This is a genomic window from Cupriavidus sp. 8B, from assembly GCF_054589115.1.
The window spans coordinates 10982-31730 of record NZ_BAAILO010000225.1; the positions used below are offsets into that span (position 1 = coordinate 10982).

At 66.9% G+C, this 20749-nt stretch carries 20 protein-coding genes; 2 read left to right on the forward strand and 18 right to left on the reverse strand.

What is annotated here, in order from left to right; genetic code table 11:
- On the forward strand, positions 1–285 hold a 285-nt coding region (locus ACYP5B_RS22025), incomplete at its 5' end, for an SIMPL domain-containing protein (protein WP_459571094.1).
- A gap of 165 nt (positions 286–450) precedes the next feature.
- Here the strand turns inward: ACYP5B_RS22025 and ACYP5B_RS22030 are convergent.
- From ACYP5B_RS22030 to ACYP5B_RS22065, 8 genes are read right to left on the reverse strand one after another with little or no spacing between them, the layout of a single operon-like run.
- The gene (locus ACYP5B_RS22030) at positions 451–1077 is read right to left on the reverse strand and encodes a nucleotidyltransferase family protein (RefSeq protein WP_459571095.1); all 627 of its coding nucleotides are present in this window, start codon (positions 1075–1077) and stop codon (positions 451–453) included.
- 10 nt (positions 1078–1087) lie between these two features.
- Complete coding sequence (locus tag ACYP5B_RS22035) at positions 1088–2158, reverse strand: XdhC family protein (protein WP_459571096.1); 1071 nt, start codon at positions 2156–2158, stop codon at positions 1088–1090.
- Positions 2155–3354 carry a vWA domain-containing protein gene (locus tag ACYP5B_RS22040; RefSeq protein WP_459571097.1) on the reverse strand — a complete coding sequence of 400 codons (1200 nt, stop codon included), beginning with the start codon at positions 3352–3354 and terminating at the stop codon, positions 2155–2157. The genes ACYP5B_RS22035 and ACYP5B_RS22040 overlap by 4 nt, the downstream gene beginning before the upstream one ends.
- Positions 3348–4241: an AAA family ATPase gene (locus ACYP5B_RS22045; protein WP_400100066.1), complete on the reverse strand. Its 894-nt coding sequence runs from the start codon at positions 4239–4241 to the stop codon at positions 3348–3350. The genes ACYP5B_RS22040 and ACYP5B_RS22045 overlap by 7 nt, the downstream gene beginning before the upstream one ends.
- A 30-nt stretch (positions 4242–4271) precedes the next feature.
- A complete protein-coding gene (locus ACYP5B_RS22050) occupies positions 4272–4889 on the reverse strand; it encodes an SRPBCC family protein (protein WP_459571098.1) in 618 nt (205 codons plus the stop codon).
- 23 nt (positions 4890–4912) lie between these two features.
- Entirely contained in the window at positions 4913–7315 is a 2403-nt protein-coding gene (locus tag ACYP5B_RS22055; RefSeq protein WP_459571099.1) for an aerobic carbon-monoxide dehydrogenase large subunit, read from the reverse strand.
- A gap of 47 nt (positions 7316–7362) precedes the next feature.
- The gene (locus tag ACYP5B_RS22060) at positions 7363–7884 is read right to left on the reverse strand and encodes a (2Fe-2S)-binding protein (protein ID WP_318231695.1); all 522 of its coding nucleotides are present in this window, start codon (positions 7882–7884) and stop codon (positions 7363–7365) included.
- Between the two features lie 36 nt (positions 7885–7920).
- Positions 7921–8787, reverse strand: a complete 867-nt coding sequence (locus ACYP5B_RS22065; RefSeq protein ID WP_459571100.1) for an FAD binding domain-containing protein — start codon at positions 8785–8787, stop codon at positions 7921–7923.
- 229 nt (positions 8788–9016) lie between these two features.
- On the opposite strand from ACYP5B_RS22065, the gene ACYP5B_RS22070 reads away from it, so the two are divergent.
- Complete coding sequence (locus tag ACYP5B_RS22070; RefSeq protein ID WP_459571101.1) at positions 9017–9823, forward strand: LytR/AlgR family response regulator transcription factor; 807 nt, start codon at positions 9017–9019, stop codon at positions 9821–9823.
- Between the two features lie 41 nt (positions 9824–9864).
- Here ACYP5B_RS22070 and ACYP5B_RS22075 read toward each other — a convergent pair whose 3' ends face one another.
- The 10 genes from ACYP5B_RS22075 to ACYP5B_RS22120 all read right to left on the reverse strand — a co-directional run bounded on the left by ACYP5B_RS22075 (position 9865) and on the right by ACYP5B_RS22120 (position 20710).
- Entirely contained in the window at positions 9865–11418 is a 1554-nt protein-coding gene (locus ACYP5B_RS22075; protein WP_459571109.1) for a malonate--CoA ligase, read from the reverse strand.
- Positions 11419–11516: 98 nt separating this feature from the next.
- Positions 11517–12299, reverse strand: a complete 783-nt coding sequence (locus tag ACYP5B_RS22080) for an enoyl-CoA hydratase/isomerase family protein (RefSeq protein WP_459571102.1) — start codon at positions 12297–12299, stop codon at positions 11517–11519.
- Positions 12300–12351: 52 nt separating this feature from the next.
- A complete protein-coding gene (locus tag ACYP5B_RS22085; protein ID WP_400100055.1) occupies positions 12352–13338 on the reverse strand; it encodes a Bug family tripartite tricarboxylate transporter substrate binding protein in 987 nt (328 codons plus the stop codon).
- A gap of 107 nt (positions 13339–13445) precedes the next feature.
- The gene (locus ACYP5B_RS22090; protein WP_459571103.1) at positions 13446–14912 is read right to left on the reverse strand and encodes a malonyl-CoA decarboxylase domain-containing protein; all 1467 of its coding nucleotides are present in this window, start codon (positions 14910–14912) and stop codon (positions 13446–13448) included.
- Positions 14913–14988: 76 nt separating this feature from the next.
- The gene (locus ACYP5B_RS22095; protein ID WP_318231701.1) at positions 14989–15735 is read right to left on the reverse strand and encodes a GntR family transcriptional regulator; all 747 of its coding nucleotides are present in this window, start codon (positions 15733–15735) and stop codon (positions 14989–14991) included.
- 204 nt (positions 15736–15939) lie between these two features.
- Positions 15940–16089: a hypothetical protein gene (locus ACYP5B_RS22100; protein WP_459571104.1), complete on the reverse strand. Its 150-nt coding sequence runs from the start codon at positions 16087–16089 to the stop codon at positions 15940–15942.
- 4 nt (positions 16090–16093) lie between these two features.
- On the reverse strand, positions 16094–17902 hold the full coding sequence (locus ACYP5B_RS22105) for a cytochrome P450 (protein WP_459571105.1): 1809 nt from the start codon (positions 17900–17902) through the stop codon (positions 16094–16096).
- Positions 17903–18123: 221 nt separating this feature from the next.
- Complete coding sequence (locus tag ACYP5B_RS22110; RefSeq protein ID WP_459571110.1) at positions 18124–18807, reverse strand: HAD family hydrolase; 684 nt, start codon at positions 18805–18807, stop codon at positions 18124–18126.
- 17 nt (positions 18808–18824) lie between these two features.
- Positions 18825–19637, reverse strand: coding sequence for a prolipoprotein diacylglyceryl transferase (gene lgt, locus ACYP5B_RS22115; RefSeq protein ID WP_400103565.1), 813 nt, complete (start codon positions 19635–19637; stop codon positions 18825–18827).
- A gap of 74 nt (positions 19638–19711) precedes the next feature.
- The gene (locus ACYP5B_RS22120) at positions 19712–20710 is read right to left on the reverse strand and encodes a LysR family transcriptional regulator (protein ID WP_459571106.1); all 999 of its coding nucleotides are present in this window, start codon (positions 20708–20710) and stop codon (positions 19712–19714) included.
- Positions 20711–20749: the final 39 nt, after the last annotated feature.

Sequence of the window (20749 nt, forward strand, 5' to 3'; positions counted from 1 at the left end):
ATCAGCTTCTCGCTCTCGCGCGAAGCCCGCCTGGCCGCCGAGGCCAAGCTGACCGAACAGGCCGTGGCGTCGTTCCGCGACAAGGCGCAGGCCACCACCAAGCTGTTCGGCTACGGCAGCTACACCATCCGTGAAGTGCAGGTGGGCGAGGTGGGCGCAGTGCAGCCGATGCCGCGCATGTATGCGGCCAAGGCCATGATGGCCGATTCCGCGCCGGTGCCGGTCGAGGGCGGCAAGGCCCAGGTCACCGTGACGGTGAACGGCTCGGTGCAGATGCTGAAGTAAGTCTCCCGCACAAGACGCGAAGACCAGCCAAACCTGAGGCACAAGCCGAAGCCGCCGAACGGCCCAAAGCCGCGCGCCATGACGACGGCAGTTTCTCCCTCTCCCCCAGCCCCTCTCCCACAAGTGGGAGAGGGGGAGCGCGACAGCGCAGAATCGACTTTGTCACTAGCCCACGCCTAGCCGCTCGACAATGCGGGCGTAGTCCTCGGGCGTATCCATGTCGGTGGTAAAGCGATCATGGCTGGCTGCATGGACGGAGACTTCGTCCGGATGGTCGGCGATCAATTTGCGGCAGCCGGGATTCACGTGCCCCGCCACTACCTCGGCGGCATAACTGGCCGAGAACGCCACGGGATTGCCGCGCTGCCCCTCGAACACCGGGACCAGGATCGAGCCATGCGGCATCGCGCCGAACGCGCGCACCAGCTCCAGGTAATCGCCGGGCCCCAGCAAGACCTGGTCGGCCAGGCAGACCAGCACGATGCTGCACGGCAGGCGCAGCGCGGCAACGCCGGCCGCCACCGAGGTCATCTGCCCTTCTTCATAGCGCGGATTAGGCTGGAAGCTGACCGGCAAGTCCGCGAGCGCTTCGGTCACCGCGCGGCCATTGAAACCCGTTACCACCACAAGCTCCCGTGGGCCCGCCGCCAGCACGGCGCTCACGGTGCGCCTGACAGCAGGCTCTCCGGCCACCGGCAGCAGCAGCTTGTGCTTGCCGCCCATCCTTGATGACGTGCCCGCGGCAAGCACCACCGCCGAGAAAGCCAGCGGCGCGTTTGTAGTGTCATCCATGTCTTCACGCTCACGTGGTTTCGCCTTGCTGCGCGCCCTGCGCGATCGCCAGGTATTTGCCGGGCTCGCGCTCGAACTCGACCTTGCAGCCGTCGCAGCAGAAGTACAGCCGCTGCCCGCCGTAGTCGACGACATACTTTGCAGACGCGATATCGATCGCCATCCCGCAGACTGGATTGACGTAGCGCGCTGGCGTCGGCGCCACAGGCGCCACAGGCACAACCGATGCCATCGACTCGCACGGCCGCACTTTGGGCAGCGTCCCAGCTGTGCCGGGGAGCAACGCCCCGCCCGCCTGCTCCTGCTCCAGCGAGCGGCGCAGCGCCACCAGCCCCGCGACCGCGCCGAGCGCGATCTCTTCCGGGGTCCGCGCATGGATATAGGGCCCGGCCGGCGCATGCAGCGCAGCCAGCCGTTGCGGCTCGATGCCGCGCACGCGCATGGCCTCGCGCAGCTTGTCCGCCTTGCGCTGGCTCGCCACCAGCAGCACCGCCGCTGCCGGGCTGCGCAGGGCCGCTTCCAGGGCTTGCTCATCCGCATCGCCCTGGGTGGCCACCAGCACCAGCTGTGGCTTCAGCAAGGCGAATGCCGCGCTGTCGAAGCCTTCGATGACGCGCTGCAGGCCGAGCGCAGCGAGCGGCAAGGTCACGCTTGCCGCGGCAGCCACGCGCAGCCCCATGCGCTGCGCGAGCACACAGGCCTCGAGCGCTGTGGGCGTTGCGCCCAGTACCAGCACCACGGGCGGCGGCACGGTTGGCTGGATGAAGAGCTCGATGGTGCCGTTGCTCGCGCAGGGCATGGCGTGGTCCTCCACATCGGCCTCCTGCGTGGCGAGCGTGTTGCTGATGCGCAGCAGCTTGGGCTGCCCCGAGCGGATCGCCTCGAGTGCGGCCTGAATCACGATGGCGCGCGAGCAGCCACCGCCGATCCAGCCATGCAGGGCGCCATCGGCCTCGACCAGCGCCTGCGCGCCGACCCATGCCGAAGTGGGCGGCAGCGCGCGGATCACGGTGGTGACGGCAAACGGCAGCGAGGCTTCGATCAGCCGTTGCTCGAGTTGCAGGAGGGTATCGTCGTTCATTGCAGCACCGATAGCACTTGGGGCAAAACCTGCTGCAGGCTCGCCAGGTCGCGCGCGCCGGCCAGCAGGTCCACATACGGCAGCGCCGCCGCCATGCCCGCGCTGGTCAGCGTAAAGCCGGGCTGCCCCACCAGCGGATTGAGCCAGACCACGCTGCGGCAACGGCGGCGGATCTGTTGCAGCGATTGCTGCAGCAACGCCGGTGCGCCGGCATCGTAGCCATCGCTGACGATCACAACGGCGGTGCGCGAATGCAGCAGCGCCGCCGCGTACTGCCGGTTGAACTCAATCAGGCTTTCGCCGATGCGCGTGCCGCCCGCCCACCCGGCCGACAGCAGCGCCAGGCGCTCCTGCGAGCGCAGGGGATCCGGATCGCGCAGCGCCTGCGCGATGCCCACCAGCCGCGTATGAAAGATGAAGCAATGCACGTCGGACACGCGGGCGCTCAGCACGCGCGCCAGCCGCAGGAAGAAGAAGCTGTACAGGCTCATCGAGCGGCTCACGTCCAGCAGCAGGACGATGCGCGGACGCCGCCGCTGCCGGCGCCGCCACGCCAGGTCCAGCGGCAGGCCGCCGCGCGACACGCTGCGCCGCACCGTCGACGCCATGTCGATGACGCGGCCGGACACGGCACTGCGCTCGCGGCGCGTCTGTATGCCGCGCAGCCGCTGTGCGAAGCGCCGCATGGCCTCGTCGATGGCGAACATCGCATCCGGCTGGTTGAGATGACGGAAATCTGCGTGCGCCAGCGACGCCTCTGCCGACATGCCACGTGCGGCCGCGCCGCCCATCTCGGGGGCATCATTGCCACGCCCGCCCGGCGCCAGCGGCGTGCCCTCGCTATCGTCGCGCAGGCCGGCGTCGCGCTCGCGCTCCATGCGGCCGGCACCGCTGGCACGCGACTGCACCAGCGCGCGGCGGTTCGGTCGCAGGAAGTAGGTGTCGAACAGGGGGTCGAAGCGGCGCCACTCCTCGGCGCGCGAGCACAGCAGCGCGCGCAGGCTCCAGCGCAGCAACTGGCTGTCCAGTTGCCCCATGCGCTCGGCCACCTCCATCGCGGCGGCCATCTCGCTGCTGGTGATGGAGAAACCGTTGGCCCGCAGCCATCCCGCGAACCCGGTGTAGCGGGATTCGAGGATGGCCTCGAGGCCATGCGGGGGCGCCCGTTCTTTGGCGCAAGGGATCGCGCTCAGCATGCGGCAGCCAGCTTTTCAACGACCGGGCGGGTCAGCCCGGCCTGGTCCGCGCGCGTCTTGAGCAGCGCGGACAGGGAATCCATGATGCGCTCGGCGCCATCGGCCTCCAGCGCGCTGACACCGAGGCGCAGCAGCGCGGACGCCCAGTCGAGCGTCTCGGCCAGGCCTGGCCGCTTCTGCATCTCCATCTGCCGAACCGCCTGCACAAACTCCACGATCTGGCGGGCCAGCTTCTCCGGTACATCCGGCACCTGCTTGCGCACGATCCGCAGCTCTTTGTCGTAGCTCGGATAGTCCACGTACTGGTACAGGCAGCGGCGTCGCAACGCATCCGAGATCTCGCGCGTGCCGTTGGAGGTGAGGATCACAAAGGGCCGCTCGGCCGCGCGGATCACGCCGAGCTCCGGGATAGACATCTGGAAGTCCGACAGCAGCTCCAGCAGATAGGCCTCGAAGGCTTCGTCGGTGCGGTCGATCTCGTCGATCAGCAGCACGGGCGCCGGCGTGGTGGTGATGGCTTCCAGCAGCGGGCGCTTTAACAGGTAGCGCTCGGAGAAGATATCCTGCTCCTTGTCCAGCACGGATCGTTCATCCTGCTCCAGCAGCTTGATCGCCAGCAGCTGGTGCTGGTAATTCCACTCGTAGAGCGCTGAATGCGCGTCCAGCCCCTCGTAGCATTGCAGCCGGATCAGGCGCGTATCCAGCAGCCGCGCGAGCGCCTTGGCGACCTCGGTTTTGCCGACGCCCGCCTCGCCTTCCAGCAGCAGCGGCCGGCGCATTTCCATGGTCAGCAGCAAGGTTGCCGCGAAGCTGCGCTCGGCGATATAGCCATGGCCCTCCAGGCACTGCTGCAGCGTCACTACGTCGTGCATGCGGTCAGTGGTCATGGCGGCATCTTTCATCCCATCAAGCATCGCTCAGGTGGCCTTGCGCGAGAAGATACCGCGCAACCAGTCGCGCACCACGGCCCAGGCGAGCGCCAGGCCATTGAGCTCGGCCTGCGGCGCGGGCGCCGTCGGTGTAGCCGCCGGTGTAGCCGCCGGCGCGTCCGTAGCGGAAGACTCAGGCATTGGCTGTGCCTGCCGCGCCCGCACCAGCGCCGCGAAGTTGTCGGCAAATTGCTTGAGGATCTGGTCGGCCACCGTGTTCATCATGCGCCCGCCGAAGGCCGCCGCCTTCCCGCTCATCGATACCTCGCTCCTGCCAGCCAGCTCACACGTCGCACCGGTTGCCCGCACCGCCGCCAGCAGGTCCATCGACGCGGCGGACTGCCCCGTCGAATCCGCGCCCTTGCCGGCCAGGTGCAAGCTGCGCGCTTGCGGATCCAGGCCAAGCACTTCGATGTCGCCCTTGAACGACATCGTGGCCGGGCCGAGCCGCACGGTGATCGTCCCCTTGTAGTGCGTGTCGTCCACGCGCTCCGTGAGCTTCGCGCCCGGCATGCACGCGGCCACGGCCTCGATATCCTGCAAGGATTGCCACGCGGCATCGGCCGCGGATGCCAGCGGAAACACCTTCTCAAGCGCGACTTTCATCAGCCTGTCCTCAGGTTCGTGCCTCAGCGCCCGGCCAGCCCCAGCGCCTGGCTCTGCTGCCAGACGCGATAGGCGTTGTGGGGCATGTTCATATGCGTGACACCCAGATGCGCGAAAGCATCGACCACCGCCGAGGTGAAGCACGGGATCGAGCCGACGTGCGGCGACTCCGCCACGCCCTTGGCCCCGATCGGATGATGCGGCGATGGCGTGACTGTGAAATCGGTCTCCCAATGCGGCGTTTCCAGCGCGGTGGGGACGAAGTAATCCAGCAGCGTCGCGCCCAGCAGGTTGCCGGCCTCGTCGTAAGGCAGCTCCTGCCCCATCGCCACCGCAAAGCCTTCCGTCAGGCCGCCGTGGATCTGGCCTTCGATGATCATGGGGTTGATGCGCGTGCCGCAATCATCGAGCGCGTAGAAGCGGCGCACGCGCGTTTCGCCCGAATAGCGGTTGATGTCCAGCACGCACAAGTAAGCGCCGAAGGGGAACGTGAAGTTCGGCGGATCGTAGTAGTCCACCGCTTCCAGCCCCATCTCCATGCCTTCCGGCACGTTGTTGTAGGCAGCCCAGGCCACTTCCTTCAAGGTCTTGAACTGCCCCGGTGAGCCCTTGAGCGCAAAGCGGTCCAGGTCGAACTCGACATCGTCCGGGCTGACCTCGAACAGGTGTGCGGCGATCAGGCGTGCCTTCTCGCGGATCTTGCGCGCCGCGCGCGCCACCGCCGCGCCGGCCACCGGCGTGGAGCGCGAGCCATACGTGCCCAGGCCATACGGCGCGGTGGAGGTATCGCCCTCCTCCACCTGGATCACCGATGCCGGGATGCCCGCCTCCGACGCGATGATCTGCGCGTAGGTGGTCTGGTGCCCCTGCCCCTGCGTGATCGTGCCCATGCGGGCAATGGCCGAGCCATCGGGATGCACGCGGATCTCGCAGGAATCGAACATGCCGATGCCCAGGATGTCGCAGGACTTCGACGGTCCCGCGCCGACAATCTCGGTGAACGTGCTCACGCCGATGCCCATCAGCCACTCCGCGTTGGCATCCGCGCGCCGCGCCGCTTGCTCGGCGCGCAGCGCGGGATAGTCGACGGCGTCCAGCACCTTCCTGAGCGCGGTTTCGTAGTCGCCGGAGTCGTACTCGAGCCCCAGCGGCGTGAGATATGGGAACTGCTCCTTGCGGATGAAATTGCGCAGCCGCAGCTCCGTCTTGTCGATGCCGAGCTTGAGCGCGAGCACGTCGATCATGCGCTCGATCAGGTAGACCGCCTCCGTCACGCGGAACGAGCACCGATACGCCACGCCGCCGGGAAACTTGTTGGTGTAGACGCCATCGACCGACACGAAGGCATTGGGAATGGCGTAGGAACCGGTACAGACATGGAACATGCCCGCCGGCCACTTGGTGGGGTCGGCGCACGCGTCGAACGCGCCGTGATCCGCGATGACATGCACGCGCAATGCCTTGATGCGGCCATCGCTGTCCGCGGCCAGTTCGCCCTTCATGTGATAGTCGCGGGCGAACGCCGTGGTGCTGAGGTTCTCGGCGCGCGACTCGATCCACTTGACGGGCCGGCCGAGCACGATCGATGCCACGATGGACACCACATAGCCGGGATACACGCCCACCTTGTTGCCGAAGCCGCCGCCGATATCCGGCGAGATGATGCGGATCTTGGATTCCGGGATAGACGAGAGCAGCCCCACCACCGTGCGCACCACGTGCGGCGCCTGCGAGGTGATGTAGACGGTCAGGTCTCCGCGCGCCTTGTCGTAGGACGCCACGCAGCCACAGGTCTCGAGCGGGCACGGATGCACGCGCGGGTACAACATGTCCTGCGTCACGGTGACCGCCGCGTTGTCGAACGCGCGGTCGGTCTTGTCCTTGTCGCCGATATTCCACGTAAAGATGTGGTTGGGATGCCGGCGCGCGCCATGCGCGCCCGCCTGCTTGTCGCGGATGTCCTCGCGAATCACCGGCGCGTCAGGCGCCAGGGCCTGCAGCGGATCGACCAGCGCGGGCAGCTCCTCGTATTCCACATCCACCAGTTCCGCGGCATCGGCCGCCACATAGCGGTCGTCGGCCACGACGAACGCCACCTCCTGGTTCTGGAAGCAGACTTTCTCATCCGCCAGCACCGCCTGCACATCGCCGGCAAGGGTAGGCATCCAGTGCAGCTTGAGCGGCTTCAGGTCGTCGGCGGTCAGCACCGCGTGCACGCCGGGATGCGCCAGCGCGCGGGACTTGTCGATCGACTTCACGCGGGCATGGGCGTACGGGCTGCGCACCATCACGCCAAACAGCATGCCCGGCATCTTGATGTCGTCGACATAGGTGCCCTTGCCCTGCAGGAAGCGCGGATCCTCGCGGCGCTTGCGCGAGCAGCCCATGCCTTCCAGCGCGGCCACGCGCTCGGATTGCGCATTCATGTTTCCCATCATGCTTCTCCGTTGCGTCGATGAGGGATCATTGCGGATCAGTGCGTCGCTTCGCCCATCAGCGGATGCGAGGTCTGGACCGCTTCGCCGCGCAGCTTGCGCACGGCGTACTGCACCGCCTTGACGATGTTCTGGTAGCCGGTGCAGCGGCAAAGGTTGCCGGCCATCCAGTAGCGGATCTCTTCCTCGCTCGGGTCAGGAATCTCCTGCAGCAGCCGGTGGGCGCGGATCAGCATGCCTGGCGTGCAGAAGCCGCATTGCAGCGCGTGTTCCTGCATGAAACCCTCCTGCAGCGCGCTCAGCTCGCCGCCCGACGCCATGCCTTCGACGGTCAGCAAGTCCGCCCCTTCCGCCTGCACCGTCAGCACCGTGCACGATTTGACGGACATGCCGTTCATGTCGACCGTGCAGGCGCCGCAGTGCGAGGTCTCGCAGCCGATGTGCGGGCCGGTGTGCAGGCACTTCTCGCGCAGCGTGTGGATCAGCAGCTCGCGCGGCTCCACCACCACGTCGGTCTCCTTGCCGTTCAGCTTGAACGACACCATCGTCTTCTTGCTCATGTCGTGCCTCCGGAACCTGCCTGCCGTGTTGTGCTTTCAGTGCGCCGCCCGCGAGTACGCGACGCGCAGCGCCCGCTGCGTCATCTCGCCCGCCATCGCCGTCTTGTATGCGACGTCGCCGCGCAGGTCCTCGGCCGGATCGCAGATGGCCATGGCCAGCCGCGCGGCCTCGGCAATGGCGGCATCGTCCAGCGGCTTGCCGCGCAGGAAATCCTCCGCATCGTTCGCCCGCAGCACGCACGGCGCCACATTGGTCAGCGCGATGCGCACATCCTCCACCGTCTCTCCGCGCATCCGCAGCATCACAGCCGTGGCCGCGGTGGCGAAGTCGCCGGACTTGCGCTTGAGCTTGGCGTAGCAATGGCCCGCGCCCGTTGCCGGCACCGGAATGCGGATCTCGGTCAGGATCTCGCTGGCTTCGAGCAGCGTCATGTAGGTGCCGAGAAAGAAGCCATCGGCCGGGACCACGCGCTCGGCCAGCTTGCCCGCGAGCACGAACGAGGCATCCAGCGCGATCATCAAAGCCGGATGATCATTGCCCGGATCGCCGTGCGAGATGTCGCCGCCGATGGTGCCGCGGTAGCGCACCTGCGGGTCCGAGATCAGGCGCGCGCCTTCGACCAGCAAGGGGCATTTTTCCTGCAGCAGCGCCGACCAGATCAACTCGTTCTCGGTGGTCATGGCGCCGATGCGGATCTCCCCGCCGGCCTCGCGGATGCCCTTGAGTTCCGCCAGCTTGCCCAGGTCGATCAGGTGGGCGGGCTCGGCAAAGCGCAGCTTCATCATGGGCAGCAGGCTGTGCCCGCCGGCCAGGAGCTTGGCGTCGTCGCCGTATTCGCCGAGCAGCGCAAACGCCTCGGGCAGCGTCGTCGGCGCGTGGTATTCGAACGCACGAGGTATCACGCTAGTCTCCTTGTCATGTGCCTGCCGCCATGCACGCGCGGCGAGGGGCCGGGCGTGTTGTGTTTCTTGGAGCATTTCATAATGCAGCGCAGCAAATCAATTTGATTTCCCGAACCGCCGTCCTGCCCGCGCCAAGCGTCGGAAAACTTGCACGAAATGCGGCTTGCACATACAACGGAAATGCCCCGCCAGGCGCGCGATGGGCCCCAGGAAAGACCAGGAGATGTGAATGGACCGCCATGCGCCCTTCACCGTGCCGACGCCGGAAGCGCGACGCCAGGAGACGTTCCAGCACAAGCTGGAACAGTTCAATCCGGGCATTGTCTGGCTCGATGCGCAAGGGCATGTCACCGCGTTCAACGATGTGGCGCTGCAAATCCTGGGTCCCGCCAGCGAGCAGTCGCTGGGCGTCAGCCAGGACAAGCTGATCGGCATCGACGTGGTGCAACTGCATCCGGAGAAGAGCCGGGAGAAGCTGCGCTTCCTGCTGCATGCGGAGGACGCCAGCGGCTGCCCGGTGAAGTCGCCGCCGCCGCTCGCCATGATGATCAATATCCCGGACCGGATCCTGCTGATCAAGGTGTCCAAGATGACGGCCTCGGGCGGAATATGCGGCACCTGCATGATTTTCTACGACGTGACGGATCTCACCACGGAGCCGGACGACCAGCGCGCGGGCAGCCCCGTACCATCGCCGCGGCGGCTATTCAAGATTCCGGTCTATCGCAAGAACCGCGTGATCCTGGTGGACCTGAAGGACATCGTGCGTTTCCAGGGCGACGGCCACTACACGACGATCGTGACGAAGGACGAGCGTTACCTGTCCAATCTCTCGCTGACGGATCTGGAGCTGCGGCTGGATGACAGCATCTACCTACGGGTGCACCGCAGCCACATCGTCAGCCTTGCGCATGCCATCGAGGTGGTCAAGTCGGAAGAGCATTTCCACCTGGTGATGGATGATGTGGAGAATACGTTGGTGCCGGTGAGCCGGTCCAAGGCGGGGGTGTTGAAGGAACGGCTAGGGGTGGTCTAGCCGCGAGGCGACGGCCTTGGCCGTCACCTCGTAGCGGGCGCTTACAGCTCCCCGAACTGCTGGCGCAGCACGTTCTTCTGCACCTTGCCCATGGTGTTGCGCGGCAGCTCATCGACCAGGTGCACGCGCTTGGGCACCTTGAAGTTGGCGATGCGGCCCTTGAGCCCGCCGATCAGGCCCAGCGCGTCGAGCGAGGCGCCGGGCTTGCCGACCACCACCGCCACCACGGCCTCGCCGAAATCGGCATGCGGCACGCCGATCACGGCGCTTTCCGCCACGCCCGGCATCTCGTCGATAAAGCTCTCGATCTCCTTCGGGTAGACGTTGTAGCCACCGGAGATGATCAGGTCCTTGCTGCGGCCAACGATGGTCAGGTAGTCGTCGGGCACCTTGCGCTCGCCGGCCTGGCCGACGATGGCGCCGCCAAAGCGGCCTACGTCGCCGGTCTTGAACCAGCCGTCGGTGGTGAACTCCTCCTGCGTCTTCTCCGGCATGCGCCAGTAACCCTTGAACACGTTCGGGCCGCGCACTTCCACATTGCCGATCTCGCCGGCCGCGCAAGGCTTGCCGTCACCATCCACCACGCGCACCGACACGCCCGGCAGCGGCTTGCCGACGGTGCCGCCGATACGCTCGCCGTCCTGCGCTTCGTATGGGTTGGAGACCAGCATCACGGTCTCGCTCATGCCGTAGCGCTCCAGGATGGTGTGCCCGGTGCGCTCGCGGAACGCATCGAAGGTTTCCATCAGCAGCGGCGCGGAGCCGGACACGAACAGGCGCATGCGGCGGCAAGTGTCGTCATCAAAGCGCGGCTCCTGCACCATGCGCACGTAATACGTGGGCACGCCCATCATCACGGTGCAACGCGGCAGGAATTTCAGGATCTGCGCCATGTCGAGCTTGGGCGCCCAGATCATCTTGGCGCCGGCCAGCAGCGCCCCGTGCGACGCCACGAACAGGCCATGCACGTGGAAGATCGGCAGCATGTGCAGCAGCACGTCATCGTTGCGCCAGCCCCAGTATGCATGCAGCGTCTTGGCGTTGGACGCCAGGTTGCCGTGCGTGAGCATGGCGCCCTTGCTGCGCCCCGTGGTGCCCGAGGTGTAGAGGATGGCGGCAAGCTCGTCGGCGCCGCGCGCCACCGTGGTGAAGGCGTCGGGCTGCGCGGCAGCGCGGGACAACAGCGAGCCGGAGCGGTCGTCGTCCAGCGTGAAGACGTGCTTGGTGCCGTGGCGGAACGCTACCTTGGAGACCCAGCCGAAGTTGGCGCTGCTGCACACCACCACCGCCGGCTCCGCGTTGCCCACGAAGTAGTCGATCTCGGCTTCCTGGTAGGCGGTATTGAGCGGCAGGTAAATGTAGCCGGCACGCAGCGTGGCGAGGTACAGGAACAGCGCCTCGGGCGATTTTTCCACCTGCACCGCCACGCGCGCGCCTTCGGGCAGCTTGAGCGCGGCCAGCAGGTTGGCCATCTTGGCGGTGGCGCGGTCGAGGTCGTCCCAGCTGTAGTAGAGGCCGTCGTGGGTTTCAATGCAGCAGGCACTGCGGTCCGCCGGGAAGCGGGATTCGAATAGGGCGAACAGGTTGGCGTTCATATTGCGGAAGATAAAAAACGGAATCGGCAATAGCATGGGCAATCCGCATGGGCAATCCGATCGATAGCCGGCAATGATACCTAAAGCTATTGCCCGTGCTATTGCCCAGTAAAGCGCGGCGGCCGGCGGGCCAGGAATGCGGCCACGCCTTCGGCATGGTCGGCGCTGTCGCCATAGCGGAAGTGCGCGTCGAGCTCCGCCGCGGTGAGCGGCGCTGGCGCGCTCGCCAGGCGGCGGATGCTCTCCTTGTTGATGCGGGCGGCCAGCGGCGCGCCGGCCGCGATGCGCTTCACGGCCGCGGCGACTTCGTTGCCCAGTGACGCGGCCGGCACCACGCGCGTCAGCAGTCCCTTCTCGCGCGCCTCGGCAGCGTCGAACACCCTGCCCTCCAGCAGGATCTCCAGCGTCACCGCGCGGCCCGCCAGGGCCAGCAGCCCGGTCAGCTCGCCAGGCGCCATGGGAAAGCCGAGCCGGTTGATCGGCACGCCAAAGCGGCTATCGTCGGCGGCGATGCGCAGGTCGCAATGGCAGGCGATCTCCAGCCCGCCGCCCACGCAAACCCCTTCGATCATGGCCAGCGTGGGATGCAGGCAGCCCGCGATGGCGGCCAGCGCGGGCGCAATCACCGCTTCGTGGTAACGGCGCAGCGCGGCGGCGTCGCCCCGTTGCTCGGGGAACTCGGCAATGTCGGCGCCCGCGGCAAAGTTGCCATCAGCGCCGCGCAGCACCACGCAGCGCAGCGAGGGATCGGCGGACAGGTCCGCAAAACCCTGCGCCAGCGCGCGCCACATCGCCACCGAGATGGCATTGAGCTTGCCCGCGTTGGACAGCGTGACCGTAGCCACGTCACCCTCACGCGCGAACGCCACCGTGCCGCTCATGCCTGCGCTCCACGCTGACGGGAAACATCGGGAACCATTTGGCTATCCTCCATCAATCGATCTTGGCGCCGGACTGCTGCACCACCGTAGCCCAGCGCTTGATCTCGGCGCGCTGGAACTGCGCGAACTGCTCTTGCGTGAAGGCCGGCGTGTCGGAGCCGTTGGCAATCCAGATCTGTTTCATCTCGGGCGTGTTGAGCGCCTTTTCCACTTCGGTGTAGAGCCTGTCGACGATGTCCTTGGGCGTGTTCTTCGGCACCCACATCGCGTACCAGGTGGAAACCTCGTAGTTGGGCACCCCGGCCTCGGCGGCGGTGGGCACGTTCGGGAACGCGGCCGAACGCTTGGTCGATGCCACCGCCAGCGCCTTGATGCGGCCGGCGCGGATGTGCTGGGCAGAGGAGCCGAGCCCATCGAAATCCATGTCCACCTGGCCCGCGATCAGGTCGGACAGCGCAGGGCCCGCCCCCTTGTAGGGGATATGCGTGATGAAGGTCTTGGTCTGCAGCTTGAACAGCTCGCCCGCCAGATGGTGGGAGGAGCCGTTGCCGGCCGAGGCGTAGTTCAGCTTGCCGGGATTCTTCTTGGCGTAGTCGATCAGCTCGCCCAACGTGTTGGCGGTGACCTTGGCCGGGTTCACCACGATCACCTGCGGCGGCTGCGCAATCACGGTGATGGGGATGAAATCCTTCTCGATGTCGTAGTCGAGCTTCTTGTAGAACGACGGTGCAATGGCGTGGTGCGCGCCGCCGATGAATACGGTATAGCCATCCGGCGCGGCCTTGGACGCGATGCTGGCGCCCACGGTGCCGCCGGCGCCGCCGCGGTTATCGATCACGAACTGTTTGCCGACCTGCTTGGAAAGCTGCGCGGTCAGCGGGCGGGCGAAGGCATCGGTGCCACCGCCGGCCGGGAACGGCACGATCACGGTGATCGGCTTGGACGGCCAGGTGTCGGCCTGCGCCACGGGGGCTACCGCGCCCAAACCCGCGCCCAGCGCGCAAGCCAGCCCTGCCAGTTGAAACTGACGACGATTCATGACTCTGTCTCCTCTCTCTTCTGTTCTGCTGCGGAAAGTCAAAATGAAGAACGGCTGGCATGGCCCGGAGAACGCGGCCCGCGGCCTTGTCTTTTACCTGACCAGGGTTACAACAGCTTGCTCACCGCGCGGCTCATGCGCGGGGATCCGTTGCCAAGGCGCACCAGATTTTCATCGAGCGCCTCGGGCACGTAAAGATAATTCACCATCATGCCGCACGACTGCGCGCGCCCCTTGCGCGACAGATCGGCGGCCCAGTTCAGCCGCTCCACGCAGGCGCCATTGCCCAGGTGAAAGCGCGCCACCGGATCGGCCGGCAGCGCCTGCTGGCGCTCGCGCACCAGATAATGCGCGGCCAGCGCCAGCGCGGTGTCGCGCACCATCGCGTCTCCGGAATCGGCAGGCAGCGCGGCCAGCCAGCCGGCACCGTCGGCGGGCGGCGTGCCGTGGCGCTCGCGCCAGCGCGCCAGGCGCTTGTCGCCCAGCACCTTGGCCACCGACTCGCCATCGCGCTTGCGCAGCCAGTCGGCAAACCCGGGAATGGGCGAGAGCGTGGCGAACTGCTTGAGCTTGGGAAACTCGCGCTGCAATTCCTCGATCACGCGCTTGAGCAGGAAGTTGCCGAAGCTCACGCCGCGCAGGCCTGCCTGCGTATTGGAGATGGAATAGAAGATCGCCCACTTCACGCGGCGCAGGTCTTCCAGCGGCGCGGCTTCGTCCAGCAGCGCGTGGACGTTGGCGGCCATCTCGGGCACGAAGGCGACCTCGACAAAGATCAGCGGCTCGCGCGGCATGCGCGGGTGGAAGAACGCATAGCAGCGGCGATCGGAATCGAGCCGGTTGCGCAGATCCGCCCAGGACGCGATCTCGTGCACGGCCTCGTAGCGGATCAGCTTTTCCAGCAGCGAGGCGGGCGAGTCCCAGGTGATGGGTTGCAATTCCAGCAGGCCCACGTCGAACCAGTTGGAGAACAACGCCTCCAGATCCTCGTCGAGCGGGCGCAGGCCCGGCACGCGCTTGTGCCAGCGCAGCATGTCCGCGCGCAGGCCGATCAGGAAATGCAGGCCGCAGACGCTCGCGCCCTCCTGCCCGTGCAGGGCAGCAAGCCGCTTGAAAAAACGGATGCGCGCGTTGGACATGGCCTGCGGCAGGCCGGACGCGGATCTGGCCGCGTTGCCGTCCATGCCATCCTTGCCGTCCTTGCCCTGGTCATCCGCTTGCACGCTGCCGCTGGCCGCGACTTCGGCCAGCACGCCGAGCATGGCCTGGCGCGCGTCATCGCCCGCGGCTTCGTACTCGGCCCGCCAGGTCTGCGCGGCGGTATTGGCGGCGCTGTCGGTCAGGCGCGCGTCGAAGCACTGGCGCAGCTGCTCGCGCTGCCGGCGCAGCACGCGAGCCGGGAGCGCCACGGCCTTGGCGTGCGCCTTGGCATCCGCAGCCGCATTCGGCTTGGCCTTGCCATCGCCCTTGCGGCCCCACCACCGGCCGAAGCGCGACAACAGGGTGTCCGCCAACGGCTCGTGGCCGCTAAGGGGAGCGCTGACTTTCTGTTCGCTGTTGCTGAGGGAATCCATGGGCGTACCTGCTCTTGGCTGTCTTCTTGGCTGTCTGTTAGCTGCTATCGGTCCATCGGGCTATCGGACTATCGGACTATCGGTCAGTGGATGATTTCCCCGCCAGGTGCAGGCGGGCGTGCTGTGTGCCGGGGGGCGGATCGCCGCCATCGACAACGTCGCCGGCCTCGGCCATCTCCGCGGCGTCCAGCGCCCTGAGCGCGCCGCGCTGGCGCAGCAAGTGCGTCTTCATCAGGGTTTCGGCGCCCTCCGGGTCATGCGCCTTGAGCGCGGAGAACACCGACAGATGCTCGGCGCAGGATTCGCGGATGCGGCCTGGCAGCTTCAGGCTCTTGTGGCGCGACAGCCGCAGCACCTTGCGCAGGTCGCTGATCAGGCCGGACAGCCAGCGATTGCCGGCGAGCCGCTGGATGGCTTCGTGGATCTGGTAGTTGGTTTCGTAGTAGGCGTCGATATTGCCAGCCTGCGCATACTGCGTCAGGTCGGCGTGCAGGCTTTCGAGCGCGTCCAGGTCCTCGGCGGTGGCGTTGCGCGCGGCCTCATAGGCGCAGCGCCCTTCCAGCAGTGCCATCAGCGGGAAGATCTCGTCGAGATCCTGCTCGGACAGCGCGTTGACGAAGCAGCCGCGGCGCGGCTCCAGCCGCACCAGGCCTTCGGCGGCCAGCACCTTGAGCGCCTCGCGCATCGGCGTGCGCGAAATCCCCATCGACTCGGCCACCGCGGCTTCGTCGATCCAGGCGCCGGGCATCAGCGCGTGCTCGTCGATCATGGTGCGCAGGCGCTCCGCGACTTCAAGGTACAGGGCCTGCTGGATGATGCGCATGGTGCCTCCGGACGGAAATGCAACGGCATCGGGGTGGCGGATCAAGCGATGGAATGTGTCTTGCCAGGCCCAATAATTCATAATTATGAATAACGGCGACGCGAAGACAAGACAATTCGATGTTGCGCAGCCGCATGCGCTGCATGCACCAGGAAGGTGAAATTGGGCCGCGACGCCCCCGATAGTGCCGATTGAGTATCCTGACTAGCCCGCCTCGCCAGCGCCGGCGCGGCTCCGGCGCAGGCTGTGCAGCCGCCGTACCAGCCAGCGCTCGCCCTGGCACTCGCTGACGCGCCGCAGCACGCGGCCGCGGGCGTGAATTGCCACGGTGGCCACGCCAGTCTCGAACGCCATTGCGCTAGCGCGCTGAAAAAACCACCTGCAAATCCGTCGGCATCATCGTAAAGACAAAGGCCTCCCCCACTGGCCCCGATCCCGGCGCATGCCTGACGTCAAAGTTCTGGCAGACCATCGAAATCGCCGCCTTGGCCTCCAGCAACGCGAGATTGCGTCCCGGACACAAGCGCGGTCCCGAGCCGAACGGCACGAAGCCGCTGCGATGCTGGGCCGCCGTCGCGCCCTGCAGCCAGCGCTCCGGCCGGAACTCCCGGGCAGCGGGGAAGTTGCGCTCCTGCAGCGCATTGGGCCGGTTCAACAGCACGACCAGCGTCCCGCGCGGCACCCGCACGCCGCCGACAGCCACATCGACGTTGGGTTCGAGGAAGAGGAGCGGCGCGACCGGCTTGAGCCGCAGCGATTCATGCGCGACCGCCTCGACGTACACAAGCCTGGCGGCATCCCGTATGTCCTGCAGGACCTCTGCCTGCCCCAGCACCGCCCCAACTTCCTCCTGCATCCTGTGCTGCACCTCCGGGTGGCTGCACATGAAATGCATCATCCAGGCGATGGCGTTGGCGGTCGTATCCTCGCCCGCTACCAGCATGGTGAAGATGTTTGCGAACAGCTCCTCATCGTCCAGCGACGCCTGGCCCGCGGCCTGGGCAACCAGCATCGCCTCCAGGAAGTTGGTCGGATGCGCGGCGAGCTCCGGGCTCTGCGCCAGCCGCTGGCGTGCCGCGGCGATGAACTCGCCGATGGTTTGGCGGATCGCCACCATGGCACGGTCGAACGAGCGGTCCGCCGGCAGCCTGAGGTAGTGCCAGTAGGGAAATGGCGCATTGATGCGCCGGTTCATCATCGGCAAGATCTGTTCTAGATGCTTTTGGATAACCTCGCCTTCGCGCTCCAGCGTATTCATGTCGTAGCCGAAGGCCAGGGCGGTCGTCACGTCAACGGTGTACCGCATCAGGTCATGCTGCACATCCACATGCCGTCTTTGCGCGGCCGCCTTTTGCCATCGCCGCTTCAGCCTCAGTGTGACGCTGGACAGCATTGGAAAGAAATCGCGCAGCCGGTGCGCGTCGAGCGCCTGCGCCACCGGCCGGCGCTGCCTGCGCCACACCTCGCCCTCGGCGGCGAACACGCCGAGCGCGCCCAACTCCAGCGCCACCGCCTCGAGCGCGCCGATACGGCGATAGGTCTCGGGCCGGTCATGGAGGATCTTGTCGATCAACTCCCCTCGCGCGACCACCAGGGCCAGCCGGTTCATCAGGCGGATGCTGTATAGGGGACCGAACGCCTCGCACCATTGCTCGAAGACCAGGTGCATCCGCCGCTGCTCCCATTGCAACTGCAACGCGCTGCCTAGCAAGGGCAGCCCCTTCGGCCCGGGAAGCTGTGCGAGCGAGCGCAGGCCAGGGCTCGGCCGCGACGCTGGCGACGCCGCATCCCGCTCTGCCTGCAGGCGCTGCCACGCGAGCACGTCATCGCGCTCCACCCTGACCTCGCCGTCTTCGACGAAGGCGGTGAACCGCTTCAGGCAGACCTCGGGCCGCTCGGCCGCGATTCCGGAACCGCAGTCGAAGCGCCAGCCGTGCCCACGGCATGTCAGCGTGCCGTTTTCGATGGCGCCTTCCGCCAGCAGCGTACCCCGGTGGGGGCAGTGCCCCTGGTAGACCACGGCACCGCCGCCATGTCCGATCACGACGAGATCCACCCCGTCCACACTGGCCGGCAGCGCAACGTCGTCGCGCAAGTCCGCCGTGGCAGCGACGCGTACCCGCTTCGGGGAAGCCTCGGCTCCAGCCGCCTCACGTGCCATTTCCATCGCTGTCGTTCATGGGCAGCCCCCTCCCGGAGAATAGGGGCGGGATGTGTCAAACGGCCCGCCTGACGGGAAGAATACACACCGCCAGCGGTCCTGCCCAAGCGCCGTTGACGCTCATGCCGAAGCCGCCATGCCGATACCGCGCGGCCATCACATTCGAGCCATCCACACCACCGTGCCCGACCTCTCGCGAGGAACATCGGCAGGCTGTGCCTCAGGCCCTATGGCTCCAGCCCCGCTGGGCCTGTGCGGCCGAACCAACGCGAAATGTACGGGATCGCCTCATGCAGCGTGCCCAGTACCCGGAAACTGAATCCGGTCACGGCCGGCGAAGGCGGCTTGATATCGGGCACCACCACCACCTGTGCGCCCGAGCGGTTCGCGGCCGTTGCGCCGTTCTCGCTGTCCTCGAACGCCAGGCACGCCTGCGGCGCCACGCCGAGGCGCTCGGCGGCGAGCTGGTAGAGCGCCGGGTCGGGCTTGCCGCGGCGCACCTCATCGCCACCCGAGACGCAAGCAAAGAAATCCAGCACGCCCACGCGCCCGAGCCGGTCCTTGATCTCCTCGACGCGGGACGACGATGCCACCGCGCAGGGAATGCCGGCATGGCGCAGCGCCATCAGCAGTTCCTTGGCGCCGGGCTTCAGCGGAAACCTCGGCCCCGTGACCGGCGCATGCAATTGCGCGCCCGCCATCGCCTGCACCTGGCGAAAGGCACGCTCATCGCCAAGCAGGGAAACCAGCAGCGCGTTGGACTCCGGCGCGGCCTTGCCGATGACCTGCACATAATCGCTGGCCGCCAGCGCAATGCCGAGCTCGTGCGCGGCGCCGATCCACGCTTGCATGATGGCGCGCTCGGAGTCGATCAGCAGGCCATCCATATCGAAGATGGCGGCGGTGAACATCGTCATCTGCGCCAGCTTTAACGAACCGGTGCCTGCGCCGTCTGTCCGTGACGGTACGCCCAGACCACCATGGCGATGCCGGCCAGGATCATCGGCAGGCTCAGCCACTGGCCCATGGAGAAGTTCAGCGCCAGCAGGCCCAGGAAGTTATCCGGCTCGCGCGCGAACTCGGCAAGGAAGCGGAAGCCGCCGTAGCCGATCAGGAACATGCCCGAGACAGCGCCCATGGGGCGCGGCTTCCTGGCGAACAGCCACAGGATGATGAACAGCGCCACGCCTTCGCCGGCAAATTGATAGAGCTGGGAAGGATGGCGGGGAATGTTGTCGCCGGCCTGCGGGAAGATCATGCCCCACGGCAGGTCGGTGGGCCGGCCCCACAGCTCGCCGTTGATGAAGTTGCCGATGCGCCCGGCCGCCAGCCCGCAGGGGATCATCGGCGCGATGAAGTCGGTGACCTCCATCCAGTGCCGCCCGCGCAGCTTGCCGAACAGCCACATCGCCACGATCACGCCCAAGAAGCCGCCGTGGAAGGCCATGCCGCCCTCCCACACCTTGAAGATCTCGAGCGGATGGCTCAGGTAGTAATCGGCCTTGTAGAACAACACATAGCCCAGCCGCCCGCCCAGGATCACGCCCAGCACGCCGAAGAACAGCATGTCGTCCAGGTCCTTGACCGTCCAGCCCTGGGCCGCGATGTGCGGCTGGCGGATGCGCAGGCGCCCGAACCACAGGAACATGATGAACCCGGCGAGGTACATCAGCCCATACCAGCGGATGGCGAGCGGGCCGAGATGAATCGCAACCGGATCGAATTGGGGATGAATCAGCATGTTTGCCGTGGTTAGGGTTGTAAGAAGAATTGCACGCGCCAGCTTGGCGTCCGGTGCGGCATCAAGGTCAGGATTCAGGCTGCGTCCGTCAGGTGCCTTGCCGCAGCGGCCGCGCCCGGCGCCGTGGCCAGTTTTATGCCAGCCTTTTGCGTCAGCGTCATGGCAGCGGCCAGCGCGCCGGCGATCTCGATGAACGATCTCAGCACGGGGCTCACGCTGTCGGCACCGGCCTCCCGCCACACCAGCCCGGTCTCGATATCGGGCCCGGCGTCGCGCAGCGGCAGGTAGGACACACCGGTACGGCGAAGGTTGCAAAGCGAGGCCGGTACCAGCGCCACGCCCATGCCGGCGGACACCAGGCTGACGATGGTCTGCATCTGGATGGCCTCCTGGGCGATCACCGGCGTGAGGCCTTCGCGCGCATAACAGCCCGTAATGATGTCATAAAACGCTGGCGCGCTTCGCCGGGGGAAGATAATAAGCGGCTCGTGCGCCGCATCCTTTAGCGAAACGCCCTCCTCGTCCGACTTCGCGCCGCCCGGGCGCCAGCCTTCCGGCACGGCCAGCACCAGCGGCTCGCGCACCAGCGGCAGGTAGGCCACGCCATGCGGCATGGCCGGCAGTTGCGGGCGGATCACCAGCCCGGCGTCGATGCCGCCGTCCATCAGGGCCTCCAGCTGGATATCGCTGGTGGCCTCGCGCAGTTGCAGCTGCACATTGGGATGGCGCGCCCGGAAGCTGCGCAGCAGGTCGGGCAGGATGCCGTAGTCGGCCGTGCTGACGAAGGCCAGCGACAGCGTGCCGGCCTCCCCGCGCGCCAGCCGTTGGGCCAGGCCCGGCAGTGCCGCGGCGTCTGCCAGCACGCGGCGCACCTCGGGCAACCATTGCTGGCCAGCCGGAGTGAGCGCCACCGAGCGCCGCGTGCGGGCGAACAGCTGCACGCCGATCTCCTCTTCCAGCGCCTGGATCTGCTGGGACAGTGGCGGCTGCGTCATGGTGAGACGCTGCGCGGCGCGGCCAAAATGTAACTCCTCCGCCACGGTAACGAAGTAGCGCAACTGGCGCAGGTCCACAGGGGCTCCTGATATGTTTTTCGACTCAATAGAGGTTGA